The sequence below is a fragment of the Mesorhizobium sp. B2-3-7 genome (assembly GCF_006442695.1).
In the GTDB taxonomy this organism is placed as follows: domain Bacteria; phylum Pseudomonadota; class Alphaproteobacteria; order Rhizobiales; family Rhizobiaceae; genus Mesorhizobium.
This window is the reverse complement of the sequence record NZ_VFVV01000005.1, coordinates 59,786-75,569: the sequence shown is the minus strand read 5'-3', so window position 1 is coordinate 75,569 and position 15,784 is coordinate 59,786. Positions and strand designations below refer to the sequence as shown.

Annotated in this window: 13 protein-coding genes and 1 pseudogene; 4 read left to right on the top strand and 10 right to left on the bottom strand. The window is 63.6% G+C overall.

Features of this window, described 5'->3' with window-relative positions:
- The first annotated feature begins 281 nt into the window (after positions 1–281).
- Complete coding sequence (locus FJ940_RS28720; protein ID WP_246670999.1) at positions 282–551, top strand: TMEM175 family protein; 270 nt, start codon at positions 282–284, stop codon at positions 549–551.
- 341 nt (positions 552–892) lie between these two features.
- On the opposite strand, the gene FJ940_RS11645 is transcribed toward FJ940_RS28720, so the two are convergent.
- The 7 genes from FJ940_RS11645 to hisS form a co-directional block, all read right to left on the bottom strand.
- Positions 893–1,348: a VOC family protein gene (locus tag FJ940_RS11645; protein ID WP_140515048.1), complete on the bottom strand. Its 456-nt coding sequence runs from the start codon at positions 1,346–1,348 to the stop codon at positions 893–895.
- Positions 1,349–1,369: 21 nt separating this feature from the next.
- Positions 1,370–3,133, bottom strand: coding sequence for an MOSC and FAD-binding oxidoreductase domain-containing protein (locus FJ940_RS11640; protein ID WP_140498357.1), 1,764 nt, complete (start codon positions 3,131–3,133; stop codon positions 1,370–1,372).
- Between the two features lie 29 nt (positions 3,134–3,162).
- A complete protein-coding gene (locus FJ940_RS11635) occupies positions 3,163–3,978 on the bottom strand; it encodes a DUF427 domain-containing protein (protein WP_246671022.1) in 816 nt (271 codons plus the stop codon).
- A 432-nt stretch (positions 3,979–4,410) separates the two neighbouring features.
- Positions 4,411–6,183 carry an AMP-binding protein gene (locus FJ940_RS11630; protein ID WP_140656601.1) on the bottom strand — a complete coding sequence of 591 codons (1,773 nt, stop codon included), beginning with the start codon at positions 6,181–6,183 and terminating at the stop codon, positions 4,411–4,413.
- A gap of 246 nt (positions 6,184–6,429) precedes the next feature.
- Positions 6,430–7,128 (bottom strand): ATP phosphoribosyltransferase, encoded by a 699-nt coding sequence (hisG, locus tag FJ940_RS11625; protein WP_140656600.1) that lies wholly within the window; start codon positions 7,126–7,128, stop codon positions 6,430–6,432.
- Positions 7,125–8,246, bottom strand: a complete 1,122-nt coding sequence (locus FJ940_RS11620) for an ATP phosphoribosyltransferase regulatory subunit (protein WP_140656749.1) — start codon at positions 8,244–8,246, stop codon at positions 7,125–7,127. Before FJ940_RS11620 ends, hisG begins: the two co-directional genes overlap by 4 nt.
- Before the next feature lie 178 nt (positions 8,247–8,424).
- Positions 8,425–9,930, bottom strand: a complete 1,506-nt coding sequence (gene hisS, locus FJ940_RS11615) for a histidine--tRNA ligase (protein ID WP_140558679.1) — start codon at positions 9,928–9,930, stop codon at positions 8,425–8,427.
- Between the two features lie 249 nt (positions 9,931–10,179).
- On the opposite strand from hisS, the gene FJ940_RS11610 reads away from it, so the two are divergent.
- On the top strand, positions 10,180–10,425 hold the full coding sequence (locus tag FJ940_RS11610) for a hypothetical protein (RefSeq protein ID WP_140560408.1): 246 nt from the start codon (positions 10,180–10,182) through the stop codon (positions 10,423–10,425).
- A gap of 2 nt (positions 10,426–10,427) precedes the next feature.
- On the opposite strand, the gene FJ940_RS11605 is transcribed toward FJ940_RS11610, so the two are convergent.
- Positions 10,428–11,066, bottom strand: a complete 639-nt coding sequence (locus FJ940_RS11605; protein ID WP_140656599.1) for a DNA-3-methyladenine glycosylase I — start codon at positions 11,064–11,066, stop codon at positions 10,428–10,430.
- A gap of 214 nt (positions 11,067–11,280) precedes the next feature.
- On the opposite strand from FJ940_RS11605, the gene FJ940_RS11600 reads away from it, so the two are divergent.
- On the top strand, positions 11,281–12,015 hold the full coding sequence (locus tag FJ940_RS11600) for a L,D-transpeptidase (RefSeq protein ID WP_140498365.1): 735 nt from the start codon (positions 11,281–11,283) through the stop codon (positions 12,013–12,015).
- A gap of 252 nt (positions 12,016–12,267) precedes the next feature.
- Entirely contained in the window at positions 12,268–13,188 is a 921-nt protein-coding gene (locus FJ940_RS11595; protein WP_140524795.1) for a bifunctional 5,10-methylenetetrahydrofolate dehydrogenase/5,10-methenyltetrahydrofolate cyclohydrolase, read from the top strand.
- A 14-nt stretch (positions 13,189–13,202) separates the two neighbouring features.
- Here FJ940_RS11595 and glcF read toward each other — a convergent pair whose 3' ends face one another.
- Together glcF and glcE are read right to left on the bottom strand one after the other, a co-directional pair.
- The gene (gene glcF, locus FJ940_RS11590; RefSeq protein WP_140656598.1) at positions 13,203–14,528 is read right to left on the bottom strand and encodes a glycolate oxidase subunit GlcF; all 1,326 of its coding nucleotides are present in this window, start codon (positions 14,526–14,528) and stop codon (positions 13,203–13,205) included.
- 11 nt (positions 14,529–14,539) lie between these two features.
- A pseudogene (glcE, locus tag FJ940_RS11585) lies at positions 14,540–15,744 on the bottom strand (glycolate oxidase subunit GlcE).
- Positions 15,745–15,784: the final 40 nt, after the last annotated feature.

Below are 15,784 nucleotides of genomic sequence, written 5' to 3'. Positions count from 1 at the left end.
CGTTTGTTGGACGGCTGCTATGCGCCTCTTTCCCGCCATTCAGCAAACTTCAAACGTTCCCGAAAGTGGTCGTTTTCGTCTGCGTTCATGGCGGCAGAGATGTGAGCCGGATCCGAGCGGATCATCGATCTTCATTGCCTTCCCGATTGGCGCTTGGTTTGAGTGGCACGGGAAGACGCTATCTCGCAAGACCCTGAATGCCGGAACTCCGAGCCGAGATAGGTAAGTCGACAGCCAATTGACGTAAATATCTTGCCCTGCGACTCTAGAAACGACTGAGCATGTTCTCTGATGGCGTATTCGCCGTTCTCATCACCGTGCTGGTGCTGGAGTTGAGACCACCCGGTCAGCCGACTTTCGTTGCGTTGCTATCCCTGTGGCCGACGTGGCTGAGTTACGCCGTGAGCTACATCTTCATCGCCATCGTCTGGGCCAATCACCACTACCTCATGCGCTACGCTCGCGAGACGACACCGCACCTCATGTGGTTCAATTTCGCGCATTTGTTTTCGATCTCACTGCTCCGCTATCCACTGCTTGGATGGCGGTGAGCGAACTCGAGCCGCAGCCCGTAGCCTTTTACGCAGCCGCCTTCTCTCTGGTGAATGCAACCTACATCGGGCTGATCTGGGAGCTGCTCGATCGGCGAAGCAGCGTCAAGATTTCGCCCAAAGTACGCAGGCTCATGCGCGTCCGATCCTTACGACCTTGGCCCTCTTCGGCGTGGCTGCAATGATTGCGCTGAAGTACCCCCTTGCGGGCTTGGGTCTCTGCATCTGCTGTCTGCTCGGCTATTTGAATCCCGAACCGCCAATGGCTGAAACGCGGCGAAACTGACAAAAGTAGGCCTAACTCCGCAGCGTTTTTGCGATTTCACAGCGCTGCTCGCGCATCACACATCAGGGTGTCCCCGTTCCTGCAGCACCCAAGTGTTGCCATCTGGATCCGAGAAGCCCGCGAAGCTGGCATAGTCTCGGTGGTTGGGGTCGAAACCTGGGGCGAACGCTCCACCCCAGCCGTCGATCGGAGCCTTGTGCTTGAGTTCGCTGACTTCCACTCCGCGTTCGAGCAACCGGCTTCGCGCAGTCTCAATATCCGTAACGACAAGATAGATGTTGCGAAGCGACCCTGCGGGCGCGTCCGTAACGCCTTTGCCGAATTGTATTGAGCAGTGGGAGCCAGGCGGCGTGAGCTGGACCACACGGAAGGTGGTGTTCGGCGCATAGTCGACATCGAGCGCAAAGCCGACCCGGTCCACATAAAACCGGAGCGCACGATCGATATCGCTTATCGGCAGTGTGACAACCTCAAGCGATAATATTCCGAACGCGGCTGTGCCAGACTTCATAGTCCGTCCCCTTCGATTAGCTTACAAATCGATGACTAGATCACGGGTCGGTTGCGAGCAGCAAATGAGAAGGTTGCCGTCGGCCGGCCTTTCAAGCGGTTCAGGCTCATAGGCGATCGCGCCTGATATCAACCCACTTTCGCAGTTGTGACAAACACCGGTTCGGCATGACCACCGGGAGGGAACGTCACAGGCCTCTGCCAGCTCCAGAATGCTCCGGTACACTGAAGGGTTCCAATGGGCGGCTACACCACTTCGAGCGAAGGAGACCAGCGGACCGGCATCGGTGTCGCCTTCCGGCAGATGTGGCGCGCGCCGCTCGCTGGCAACAACACCGGGGTTCAGCGGCTCGCTCCCGTTGAAGATCTCGATACGAACGCGATCCGGGGCGACGCCCGATGCAGCTAGCGCCTCTTTCATGTCTGCCATGAAGTCGACAGGTCCGCAGAGATAGACGTCGGCGTCCTGCGGGATACTGACACTATTGAAGACCAATGATGATAGGTGGCCGGTTGCATCAAAATCGACGCCGAGTCTGTCGACCGGGTCTGGCCTGCTATAGCAGACATAACTGCGACCATGGGGGAGACTGGCCATCAGACGGCGGACTTCGGCTGCAAAAGGATGGTGCCGTCTGTCGCGAGCCGCGTATAGCCAGAGGACCTGCCGCGTGTCCCGGGCTGCCGCCAGCGCGTATAGTATTGCCAGAAGAGGTGTCGCGCCGATGCCTGCGCTGAGCAGTACCACGGGACTCTGCCCAGGCTGCAATGTAAAGCTTCCGCGCGGCGAGCTTACGTCGACAAGATCGCCTATCCGCACATGATCCCGCAGAAAAAGGCCGGCCGTCCCGTGCGGTTCGATCTTGACGCTGATTCTGTAGCGCTCTTCCGAGAGTGGGCCCGAGAGCGAGTAGCTGCGAAATAGCGCAGCACTGGAACGGGTCGGGCGAAGGCGCAGCACGATATATTGACCAGGTAGAGCGGGCGGGAGCGGTTTTCCATCGGGATGCCGCATCGACAGAGAGACGACGTCCACGGACTCCTGCTCTAGATCAGCCACCGCGAGCGGCTGAAATCCGGGAGCAGCAGGGTGTAACGCGGCTGGCGGAGCGAGCCCGGCATTGCCGCTCTCTACGCCGGTCGATTGGCTGCGCAGCAAAGCCTCAAAAGAACCCCGCCATCCTGGCGAAAGCGCTTTGATCCGCGCCGCGCGCTCCAATTCGACGCGGGGATGTTCCGGTGAATAAAGCAGTGCATTCAGCTCAGCGACGGTTACCCGTTCATTCGCTTCGCCCACCTTGAGGATTTCGTCGCCCGCTCCTACCTCGCCTTCTTGCAGAACTCGGAAGTAGAATCCTGGCCGGCCGCTGGAAGTCAGCAATGCCGGCATTCGGGGCTCGTCCATGCGGATGCCAACCCGGTAGCATGTGACGCGAGGTTGAGTGACCTCGAAAAGCGCGCCTCCAATACGAAATCGATCTCCGATGCAAACTGCATCGTCTGGCAAGCCCTCGACCGTGAAGTTTTCGCCGAACTGACCATAGACGAAGTCGGTCCTGTTCAGGTGCTTCTGCCAGTAGCGATATGATGCGATTTGATAGACGAAGACGGCCCGCTGCTCGCCCCCGTGCCCGGCGAGGTCGCCCTGACCGTCACCGTCCAAATTCAATCGGCCAACGCGACAACGTCCGGCTACCGGGTTTTTGAAAATGCCGGTGTATACGGTGCGGTCATTCCAAGAGATGTTGCGCGGAAGCCCCACGTTCACGGACAATAGTCGCGCCATGCTCCGCTCCGTTTAATCGCGACCGGTAGCTAGCCGCCGGCAATCATTTCGGGGCCTCCACCAGGTGCCCGCTCCAACTCGGCCACATCGAGATTTCGATCAGGACCGTGAGGGACGACCGTCTGGCCAGGCTCGAGATGAAGCTGAACGTCGTCGAGGAAGACCGAAACTATGTCCGGCTCAAACGACACAAGGTTGGCAATGCGGCGGACTTCGGGATAGGCGTCGGTGTAGGACCATGCCGCCTGACGAGCGTCGCCAATAGAATAATAGCTGCAGAGCCCTTTGTAGGGACAGAACGTCTGAAGCTTTACCGCTGTGAGGGAGGACTCGTGGATGTCATCACGAGGGACATACCAGCGTGGAGCGAACCCGGATTCGTACAGGCCCAATGGATGCCTGGTATCCGCAACGACGCGGTCGTTGTAGCGGACCACGAGGTGACGAGAACTCTGTCGAATATCTATGCGATGGTATGGGTCGGCAGCATGACCCAGGATTCGTTCGTCTTCTTCATAGAAGGCATCCATGGCGCGCCATGCGAACGCCAATCGTCCCTGGAGTTCTGTTGCATGGGCAGGGAGGTTCGTGTGTTGCCACGCTCCTCTGGCCGCCACGTGTTGCTCGCCTACCCGGACAGTGTACCATGAAGTAGACCCAAGATCAGGATGTTGGGTGATCTGCTCTGTCCGCTCCAACACATGTGCTGAAATGTCGGACTCCGGAAAATAAGCTACCGGGTAGCGGGCGGGTTCAAACAGTAGGAGAACGTCGTCGCTTTCGGCAACCCAAACCCCGCCAAACAATACGCGCATGCGCCGGCGCAGCCGTTCCACATATAACATTCTCTTGGGCAACGCTTCGGGGACGAGAAACCGACCGATGGCTCCCGTCGAGAGAGGACCTTGTTGCCAAGACAGTCCCACTGCTCAGTTCCCGATATCGCGGCAGAGCCGCAAATAGCTATTTGCAACGTAAGTCCGAGAAATTGGTTCCACCACCGATCGCAAACTTCCAGAGCGGCTCGCGCGCTCGGAAATTCGCACCCACTTCGCGGAAGACGGCTAGGCGACTGCAAGCCGGCTGAGGGACGGCCGTTCGCACGCTATATGGGTCGATCAAATCGGCGCGGCGCAGCAGCAATCGGCCATTCAACCACCCCAGCGATTGTCCACTTTGGCAGGCGCATTGCCTATAACCTGCCAGTCCGCTTTCGGCCCCGAAATGCGACATTCACACTCGTCTCGGCAACCGCACCTTCCCGCCCCGCGCTCCCCTCACGCGGTCTTCTGCGTCACCAGCCCCAGTTCCTCGACCATCGCCTGGCGCATCAGGAATTTCTGCGGCTTGCCGGTCACCGTCATCGGCAATTCGGCGCGGAAGCGGATGTGGCGCGGAACCTTGTAATGCGCGATCTGGCCGGCGCAGAAGGCCTTGATCTCCTGCTCGGTGGCGATCTGGCCGGGCTTGAGCACAATCCAGGCGCAGAGCTCCTCGCCGTATTTGGCGTCGGGAATGCCGAACACCTGCACCTCCCTGACCTTGGGGTGCCGGTAGAGGAACTCCTCGACCTCGCGCGGATAGACGTTCTCGCCGCCGCGGATGACCATGTCCTTGACCCGGCCGACGATGTTGCAATAGCCCTCGGCATCGATCGTGGCGAGGTCGCCCGTATGCATCCAGCCGTCGGCATCGATCGCCTCGCGGGTCTTGTCCTCGTCGTCCCAATAGCCCTTCATCACGGAATAGCCGCGTGTGCAGAGTTCGCCCGGCGCACCGACGGCAACGGTTGCGCCATCGGCATCGACGGCCTTGACCTCGACATGGGGATGAACGCGCCCGACAGTCGAGACGCGTTTTTCCAAGGGGTCGTCGACGCTGCTCTGGAAGGAGACCGGGCTGGTCTCGGTCATGCCGTAGGCGATGGTCACTTCGGACATATGCATCAGCGACACCACCTTCTTCATCACCTCGATCGGGCATGGCGAGCCGGCCATGATGCCGGTGCGCAGGCTGGACAGGTCGAAGGCGGCGAAATCGGGATGGTCGAGCAGGCCGACGAACATGGTCGGCACGCCGTAGAGGCCGGTGCAGCGTTCCTGCGCCACGGCGTTCAGTGTCGCGCCGGCATCGAAGCCCTCGCCGGGAAAGACCATGGTCGCGCCCTTGGTGACGCAGCCCATCGTGCCCATCGACATGCCAAAGCAATGGTAGAGCGGCACGGGAATGCAGAGCCGGTCGTCCACCGTCAACCTGATCGCCGAGGTGACGAAATTGCCGTTGTTGACGATGTTCAGATGGGTCAGCGTCGCGCCCTTGGGCGCGCCCGTGGTTCCGCTCGTGAACTGGATGTTGATGGCGTCGTCCGGCTTCAGCCCCTCGGAGATGCGGTCGAGGCTGTCATGCTCGTCGCGCCCCGCCATGGCCAGCACATCGGCGAAGTTGAACATGCCGGGTGAGTTCTCCTCGCCCATGCGGATGACGATCCGGAGCGCCGGCAGTTTCTGTGCCCTAAGCTTGCCGGGCGTGGCCGTCGCGATCTCCGGCGCCAGCGTCTCGATCATGCCGATATAATCCGAGGTCTTGAAGCTGGCCGCGGTGACCAGAGCCTTGCAGCCGACCTTGTTCAGCGCATAGTCCAGCTCGGTGAGCCGGTAGGCCGGATTGATGTTGACCAGGATCAGGCCGATGCGGGCGGTGGCGAACTGCGTCACCAGCCATTCCCAGCGGTTGGGCGACCAGATGCCGACGCGATCGCCCTTTTCGAGGCCCAGCGCCAGGAAACCGGCGGCCAGCGCATCCACCGTGTCGGAAAGCTCGCTCCAGGTGAAGCGCTTGTCCTGGCCGACGAAGACGGCGGCATCGAGCGTACCGTATTTGCCGGCCGTGTCGGAGAACAGCGCGGGGATGGTCTTGTCGAGCAGCGGCACGCCGCGCTCGCCCGAGACGTGCGCCTTGCCGTCGACGGGCGCGACAAAGACGCTGCCGGCGCGCGCCCCGCGTCCGCGCAAACTGGTGGCGTTCTTCAGCTCGTCGAGATTGACCGGCATCGCTCTCTCCTCCCAGGACATCCGAGCCTATCAGCCTGCCGGGACGGTGGAAATCCCGCCGAAGGTAGGGCCAAGCTTCGAAGACGGGCCGCACCGCCTTCCACGGTGATGAGAATGGCAGGGTCATGAGAATGGCGCAGAAACGAAAAACCCGCCTCGACGGGCGGGTGGCGCAAATCATCACCATACCGATATTTGTAGCATAGTGGCCGGCACAAAACAAGAACAAAATTTGTCCGCCGCCAGCTATTCCTTCACCGAGGCCATGCTCGCCGCTATGTCGCGCAGCATCGTCTCGTCGGCCGTGGAACGCGTCTTTCGCGATGCGACAAGACACGCCTGCGACCGCAGCACGACGCCGTCGACCAGCACCTTGAGATGGTTGGCGCGCAGCGTCGAGCCGGTGGTGGTGATGTCGACGATGACATCGGCAAGGCCGGCCGCCGGCGCGCCCTCGGTGGCGCCCAGGCTCTCGACGATGCGATAGACCTGGATACCGTGCTTCTGCGAGAAGAATTGCTGGGTCAGCCGCCAGTATTTGGTGGCGATCCTGAGCCGCCTTCCGTGACGCTGGCGGAAATCGGCGGCGACATCATCGAGGTCGGCCATGGTCTCGACGTCGAGCCAGATGTCGGGCACGGCCACCACGACATCGGCATGGCCGAAGCCGAGACGGGCGACGATTTCGGCGCGCGCCTCCCAGTCGGCGAGGTTCTCGCGCACGAGGTCCTCGCCGGTGATGCCGAGATCGACGGCACCTTGACCGATCTCGCCCGATATTTCGGAGGCGGACAGGAAAACGACCTCGACATTGTCCATGCCTTCGACGCGGGCGTGATATTTGCGCTCGTCACCGGGCAGGCTGATGGCGAGGCCGGCTTTCGCCAGCACCTCCAGCGCCTGCTCCTTCAACCGGCCCTTGGACGGGATCGCCAGCGTGATCATGGCGCGTGCTCCCGCAATGCCTCGATGCGGTCGAGCCAGACCGAGAAGCCGACGCCGGGGATCGGCGTCTTGGCGCCGAGCAGCGTCAGCAGCCGGTCGTAGCGGCCGCCGCCGGCCAGCGGCCTTTCACCATCTTGCGCCGCGATCTCGAAGACGAGGCCGGTGTAATAATCGAGCGGGCGGCCGAAGGCGGCGTCATAGCGGATCTTTTGCGCCGGCAGGCCGTTCGCCTCGACGGCCTTGGCGCGCGCCGCGAATTTTTCCAGCGCGGCCCCGAGCGATAGCCCGGCGGCACCGGCAAAACTCTCGAGCGCCTGGGCCGCGCCGTCGAGCGGCACGTCGATCGCCAGAAAGGTCTTCAGCGCCGCGAAGGCTTCGTTGGACAGCCGCACGCTGCGCAGCTCGGCCTTTTCGATCAGCCGCCGCGCGATATCGGCCGGCGCGCGTCCGGCCGAAGCCGACAGGCCGGCCTGTTCCATGCCGCCGGCTATATGCGCGGAGAGACCGTCCAGGTCACCGTCGAGCACAAGTGCCGCGACCGGGCCGGAGAGCTGGCTGTTGCGCGGCGGATTGGCGAGATCGGCAAGGGCTGCCTCCAGCATCGTCGCCGAGCCGAAGGCGCGGGCGAGCCGCATGCGCCAGCCGCGCGGCAGGCCGAGAGCCGCCAGCACCGCCTCGAAGATGGCCTGGTCGCCGAGCGTGATCGAGAGCGGCTGGCCCGGCAGCGCCAGCGACAGCAGTGCATGCGCGTCGGCCACCGAACGGGCATCGGCAGCGGCCGTGTCGCGGTCGCCGAGATCCTCGATGCCGGCCTGGAAGAACTCGTTGCGGCCTTCGCGGCGTTGGCGGAACACTTCGCCCAGATAGGAGTAGCGACGCGGCGTACCGGCCTGGCTGGCGATATGGTCGAGGCAGACGGGAATGGTGAATTCCGGCCGCAGGCAGAGCGTCTGGCCAGTCTCGCTCTCGGTCAGGAAAATGCGGCGGCGCAAATCCTCGCCCGCCATGTCGAGGAACGGATCGGCCGGCTGGAGCACGGCGACCTCCACCGCATGCGTGTCGCGGGTCGCGAAGAGGCCGGCGATGTCGGCCGCGATGGCGGGATAGCGGGAGGTCATAGAGCCCATGGGCGCGAGGCACCCCCCTCTGTCCTGCCGGACATCTCCCCCGCAAGGGGGGAGATCGGCAGCTTCGAGCGCAGCGCCTTTTCTGCCACGACGGAGATTGGCGAAAGCATACGCGACATCCAATCTCCCCCCTTGCGGGGGAGATGGCCGGCAGGCCAGAGGGGGGTGCTCAAGCGCCACCCTTCGCGCGGTCGGCTGCCTGCGCCGCCAGGATCTTCCTCACCTCTGCCACCAGCTCGCTTTCCGCCACCGTGACCTGCGCCGGGCGGGCGGCACGCCATTCGGCGTTATCGGTGATCTCGGCCGACAGGCGCGCGCCTTCGATCAGGTCCTTGATCTGCAATTCGCCCTTGGCGCGCTCGTCGCCGCCCTGGATGATCGCGACCGGACAGCCGCGACGGTCGGCATATTTGAGCTGCGCCTTCATGCCGGCGCCGCCGAGATACATTTCGGAGCGGATGCCGGCGGCACGCAGCTCGCCCACCATCTTCTGGTAGCGGCCGAGGCTTTCGGTATCCCTGTCCATCACCAGCACGACGACCGGCGCGATCACGTCGGCGCTGTCGAGCTTGCCGAGGTTCTTCAGCGCCGTCATCAGCCTGGAAACGCCGATGGAGAAGCCCGTCGCCGGCACCGGCTCGCCGCGGAAGCGCGACACCAGCCCGTCATAGCGGCCGCCGCCGCCGACCGAACCGAAGCGCACGATCTGGCCATCCTCGTTGGGAATCTCGGCCAGGAGCTCGGCCTCGAAGACCGGGCCGGTGTAATATTCGAGACCACGCACGACGGAGCGGTCCATGGCGACGCGATCTTCGCCGTATCCCGCCGCCCTGACCAGGGCCTCGATGGTCGCGAGCTCGCCAACGCCCTCCTGGTAGACGGCGTTCGCACCGACGCTGGCATCCTGGCCGGCCTGCGCGTTTCGCGCCGTCGCCAGAAGAACCGCCTCGGCTTGCGTATCATTCAGCCCGGCGCCTTTGGCGAAGTCGCCCTCGCCTTCCTTGCCGCCGTCCCAGCGCCCTGGTCCCAAGAGAAGCCGCACGCCTTCCGGCCCGAGCTTGTCCAGCTTGTCGATCGCCCGCAGCACGGTCAGCCGACGACTCGTATTCCCTTCACCTCCGAGGCCGATCGCCTCGAGCACGCCGTCCAGCACCTTGCGGTTGTTGACGCGGATGACGTAGTCGCCGCGCTTGATGCCGAGCGCTTCCATCACATCGGCCATCATCATCGCCATCTCGGCGTCGGCCGCGACGCCCGGCGTGCCGATCGTGTCGGCGTCGAACTGCATGAACTGGCGGAAGCGGCCGGGACCGGGCTTCTCGTTGCGGAACACCCAGCCGGAACGGTAGCTGCGATAGGGTTTTGGCAGGCGCTCGAAATTCTCGGCGACGAAACGCGCCGTCGGCGCGGTCAGGTCGTAGCGCAGCGACAGCCACTGGTCGTCATCGTCCTGGAAGGAGAACACGCCTTCGTTCGGCCGGTCCTGGTCGGGCAGGAATTTTCCGAGCGCATCTGTGTATTCGATCAGCGGCTGGTCGGCGGGCTCGAAACCGTAGAGTTCGTAGACCGAGCGGATCGTCGCCATCATCTTCTCGACGGCGCGGATATCTTCGGCGCTGCGGTCGGCAAAACCGCGCGGCAGCCGCGCTTTCGTCTTTTCCGATTTGTCGGCCATGGATTCGCCCGGTGTTTCGTGTTGCTGAAAACTCAACAGCGTTGCGATTTTCGCAACGGGCGTGTCCTAACCGAACAGGTCCTACCGGGCAAGGCCGGCGGCAGGCGCTGTCTCCATGCATGCGAGAAGGCACGCGGGCGTTCGCCGAAACAAAAACGCACCGAAAATGAAACAATCCCGCCATCGGCGCGGCATCGTGCCGACATAATCGAGGCCGATACAGCGCACCGCAATGGAGGGGTTCGGGACATGATGAGCGCGGTGGAATTTCATGACAACAGGGATGCGGGCGACATGCCGGCACGCCTGCGCGCCGCAGATGTCCATGCTCCCAGCATGATCGGCCAGCCGGCCGGACCGTTCGAGGTACACGCCGATACCGGACCTTCCCTGCGCGACGCATTGGTGACCGGCCTGCTGGTGATCTATCCAACCGTCGCCACCGTGGTCGCGATCGTCGCCGGCCTGTTCCTGGGAAGTGCCAACGGCGCCTGAGGCTATTTCGGCCGTTTGAAAGCCTTCCGTTCTTTCTCGACCTCTTTGCGGCACACACACCCCTCGAGATGATCGTTGACCAGGCCCATCGCCTGCATGAAGGCGTAGACCGTGGTCGGGCCGACGAAGGTCCAGCCGCGCTTCTTCAGATCCTTGGAAATGCGGATCGAGACCGCCGTGGTCGGATTGGCGCGCAGATGGGCGAGGTCGACCACCTGCGGCCGTTCCTCCCTGCCGGGTTCGCACTTCCAGAACCAGGCAGCGAGCGAGCCGAATTCATCGGCCATTTCGCGGGCGCGTTTGGCGTTGTTGATGGTCGAGACGATCTTGCCGCGATGGCGGATGATGCCGGCATCGCCGAGCAGGCGCTCGACGTCCTTGTCGGTGAAGGCGGCGACTTTGTCGAAATCGAATCCGGCGAAAGCGGCGCGAAAATTCTCGCGCTTGCGCAGGATGGTCAGCCAGGACAGGCCCGACTGGAAGCCTTCGAGACAGATCTTCTCGAACAGCCGGCGGTCGTCCGCCACCGGGCGGCCCCATTCATGGTCATGGTAATGCAGGTAGTCGGGCAGATTGCCGTGCCAGAAGCAGCGCGCGACACCGTCGGGTCCGGCGAGAAGGCCGGTTCTTTCCTTGTCCATGGCGAGAATTCCATTCGTTAACGCGCTGGTTGCGCTGCTTTACCTTGGCTTTACCAGATTCCTGAACGCGGCGGTAACCACACCAAAAGGTTTACCGACAGTTCCGCATTTTACACATTCCGATTCATGTTTCGGTTGCTGTTCCCGCGCCAATGATCGCTGAACCGGGAGGTGGTTTCCACCCGGTTTGTCAGACGATCAAGGTGCTTTCCCGATGAAGAGAGTTTTGTTTTCCGTGCTCGGCGCCGTGGCTGCGTTTGCCGCAGGCGTCACACCTTCCACGGCCGGAGACCGCTATGCCGACAGACCGCCGGTGATGGTGAGCCCCGACCTTTCCGCCCCCTGGGTGCTGCAGCTTGGCCAAGCGCCGGGGATCGTGCGGCAGAACCGGCAGGTCGCGCAGCAGCCGCGCCCGCGTTATGCGCAGCCCGACCGCGTGCAAACGGCGGCCGTGCAGGCCCCGGCCAAGCGCATGGTCGCGCGCCCGCAGATCAATCCGATCTACCTGCCGCAGGAAGTCGCCTATGACGGCTCCCAGAAGCCGGGCACCATCGTCATCGATACGACCCAGAACTTCCTCTATCTGGTCGAAAAGAACGGCAAGGCGCGGCGCTATGGCGTCGGCACCGGCAAGCCGGGCTTCGAATGGTCGGGCACGCACAAGATCACCAACAAGCGGGTCTGGCCGGACTGGCGCCCGCCGGCCGCGATGATCAAGCGCGAGGCCGCCAAGGGGCGTTACCTGCCAACCTACCTGGCCGGGGGCATGGAGAACCCGCTCGGCGCGCGCGCGCTCTATCTCGGTAGTACGGAATATCGCATCCACGGCACCAACCAGCCCTGGACGATCGGCGGCGCCGTGTCGTCGGGCTGCATCCGCATGCGCAACGAGGATGTCGTCGACCTTTATGAACGGGTCGATGTCGGAACCACTGTCGAGGTGATATAATAGTTGCTGCGAATCACCCGATCCGGAAGCGCAGCGCTTCCCGGGATCGGAAGGAATAACGGGGGACGGGCCGTATGGGGATGCGGCCGGTCAGAAAGGGCGGCACGGGAAACCGTGCTGCCCTTTCCGTTTCGGACGAAGCACTGCCGCGCCCGCACGTCGCGCAAAAGGCATGACGGTTCGCATTCGTGCTGCCATTGCCGCTGTTCTTTTGCTATGGCAAGGCAACGCTCAGGTCAGAAGAGTCCGATCATGTCACTGTCCGACGACAGCCGCTATCTCAAGGGCGGCCCGGTTGCCCGGCGCATCATCGCCTCCGTGCGCGAGGATGCGGCGATCGCAAGGGCCGAAGGGTTCCCGCCCAAACTGGTGTCGATCACCGTCGGCGATACGGCGGCGGTGGATGTCTATGTACGAAACCAGCGCGCCAAGGCAGAGCTGGCGGACATCGATTTCGACGAACGGCGCTTTCCCGCCACCATCACCGCGGGCGAACTGGAAGCGGCGATCCACGGCCTGAACGCCGATCCGCGCGTTACCGGCATCATCATCCAGCGGCCGGTGCCGGCACATATCCCGATCAGGACGTTGCAGGCGGCGGTGCATCCGCTGAAGGACGTCGAAGGCATGCATCCGGCCTCGATCGGCAACATCGTCTACAACCAGCTCGATCTGGCGCCCTGCACGGCGGCCGCCTCGGTCGAGTTGCTCAAGGAAACCGGCCTCGACCTCAAGGGCCTGGAAGTGGTGATGGTCGGCCACTCCGAGATCGTCGGCAAGCCGATCGCCTTCCTGTTGATGAGCGAAGGCGCGACGGTCACGGTCTGTCACCACATGACGCGCTCGGTCGCCGCGCACGCGCGCCGCGCCGATGCGCTGTTCGTCGCCGTCGGCAAGCCGCGCCTGATCAAGGCCGACATGGTAAAGCCGGGTGCGGCCGTCATCGATATCGGCATCAATTCCGAGACGCTGCCGGACGGTTCCACCCGTATCGTCGGCGACGTCGACACCGACAGCGTGAAGGACGTGGCCTCCTGGATCACGCCGGTGCCGGGCGGCGTCGGCCCGATCACCGTTGCGATCCTGCTGCGCAACACGATGGTGGCGCTCAGCCGCCAGCGCGCGCTCTACGAGGCGACCTACGGCACGATCGACAGGCTGGCGGCCGAATAACGCCGGGGCGGCCCCTACTCAGCGGCGATCAGGCCGGGTTCGGCGACACCTTCCGGCCTCGGCCCGCCATAGGCCCAGTCGAGCAGCTTGATCGTATGCACCACCGGCAGCTTCGCGGCGGATGCGATCTGCGTTATGCAGCCGATATTGCCGGTGGCGACGACCGAAGCGCCGGTAGCCTCGATGTTTTTCACCTTGCGGTCGCGCAGCCTGGCCGAAATCTCCGGCTGCAGGATGTTGTATGTGCCGGCCGAACCGCAGCACAAATGCCCTTCGCGCGGCTCGCGCACGATGAAACCGGCTTTGGCCAGCAATTCCCTAGGCTGGCGGGTGATCTTCTGGCCGTGCTGGATCGAACAGGCCGAATGATAGGCGACGACCGTGCCCGGCTTGCGCACCGGTTCGGGCAGGTCGATGGCGGTCAGGTATTCGGTAATGTCCTTGGCCAGCGCGGAGACACGTGCAGCCTTTTCGGCGTAGGCCGGATCAAGCCGCAGCATGAAACCGTAATCCTTGATGGTCGTGCCGCAGCCCGACGCGGTGATGATGATGGCATCGATCCCGCCTTGTTCAATCGCGCGGGTCCAGGCATCAACATTTTGCCTTGCAGAAGCAAGGGCGGCTTGCTCGCGGCCCATGTGATGGACGAGCGCGCCGCAACAGCCCTCGCCCGGCGGCACCACGACCTCGACGCCAAGCCGCGTCAGCAGTGAAATGGTCGTGTCGTTGATGGCGGGATCGAGCACCGATTGCGCGCAACCGGTGAGGATGGCGACGCGGCCCCTCTTCGCCCCCTGCCCGGTATGGGTGCCCGGCGAAGCCATCGGCGATGCTCCCGGGATCGATTCCGGCGCGAGCTTGAGCATTGCGCCAAGCGGCTTCAATGCCGGGATCTTCTCGAACAGGCCGATGAACGGCTTGCCCAGTTTCGCCAATTTGAGCGCGGCGCGAAAACGCGGGGGATAGGGCAGGACGAAGGCCAGCATGGCGCGGGTCAGGCGATCGAGCAGCGGCCGCCTATAGGTCTGCTGGATATGGGCGCGGGCATGGTCGACCAGATGCATGTAGTTGACGCCAGACGGGCAGGTGGTCATGCAGGCGAGGCAGGAAAGGCAGCGATCGATATGGGTGACGATCTCTTTGTCGGCCGGGCGGCCGTTTTCCAGCATGTCCTTGATCAGGTAGATGCGCCCGCGCGGTGAATCGAGCTCGTTGCCCAGCGTCACATAGGTTGGACAGGTGGCGGTGCAGAAGCCGCAATGCACGCATTTGCGCAGAATCTTTTCCGACTCGGCGACATGCGGGTCGGCAAGCTGTGCGGGCGAGAAATTGGTCTGCATCTCTTGATGTCCTAGGCCATGCGGCCGGGATTGAGGATGTTCTTGGGGTCGAATTCGTGCTTCAGCCGCTGGCTGAGCGCTGCCAGTGAGGGAGCCTGCGGCTCGAACACCGGCAGGGCGGCGCGGTGCGAAGGAGCCGCGCGCACCAAGTCGCATGGCCGCCGCCATGTTTTCTCAGAAGTCCGCGCAGCAGCGTCGCTTCCGGGTCACCCTCCTCCATGCGCAGCCACACCAGTCCGCCCTGCCAGTCATAGAAGGCGCTGACGGCGGCCTGCATGCGCAGCGTCAAAACCATCTGGTGCGCCTGGGCAGGCGCCATCGATACGCGCCAGAGCGGTTTGTCGTTGTTGTCCGCGAAAGGCCTGCAATCGCGCACGTCACGCCACAGGGCAGCTGACGCTTCGCTGCAAATCTCCTCCAGTGGTCCGGCATTTCCGAGCAACGCCTTCAGCGCGGCGATGCGATAGGCGACGGAGGGGCCAAAACCCTCCACCCGAAGCAGCGTGGCCGCATCATTGCCGAGCGCACCTGCGGCAACCCGTGCGGCAATCCGCTCCGGAAGGTGCGCGGCGCTCGATACTTCAGCACTGGAGCCGAGCGCCAGGGCCATGGCCGCGGCGGCCGCATCGTCGAGCAGGCCGCGGATGGCGAGCGTAACCTCGGTCTCGGCCGACGGCAGCACCTTGAAGGTGACGTCGGTGAACACAGCCAGCGTGCCCCAACTGTTGGCCATCAGCTTGGACAAGTCATAACCGGTGACGTTCTTCACCACGCGGCCCCCGGATTTGAAGGCCTCGCCGCGCCCGGAAACCACATGGATGCCCAGGATGTGATCGCGCGCCGCCCCCGCTTTCAGCCGGCGCGGGCCGGAGAGGTTCGCTGCAAGCGCACCACCAAGCGTGCCCTTGCCCGGCTCGCCGCCGAGCAGCGGGCCGTAGTCCATCGGCTCGAAAGCGAGTTGCTGGCCGTTTTGCGCCAGCAGCGTCTCGATTTCGGCCAGCGGCGTGCCGGCCTTTGCGGACAGCACCAGTTCGGCTGGTTCATAGAGCGTGACCCCGGCGAGCCTCGACAGGTCGAGCGTGTGCTCCGTCTGCAGCGGACGGCCGATGCCGCGCTTGGAGCCGTGACCGAGGATTTCGAGCGGCGAGCCTTCCGCCGCCGCCCAGGCGACGGTGGAGAGGACTTCGGAAGGGGTGATGGGAGTGAAGGTGGTCATGGCGCCGATGCGCAATATGCGGGAATGCCGCGTTCCTTCG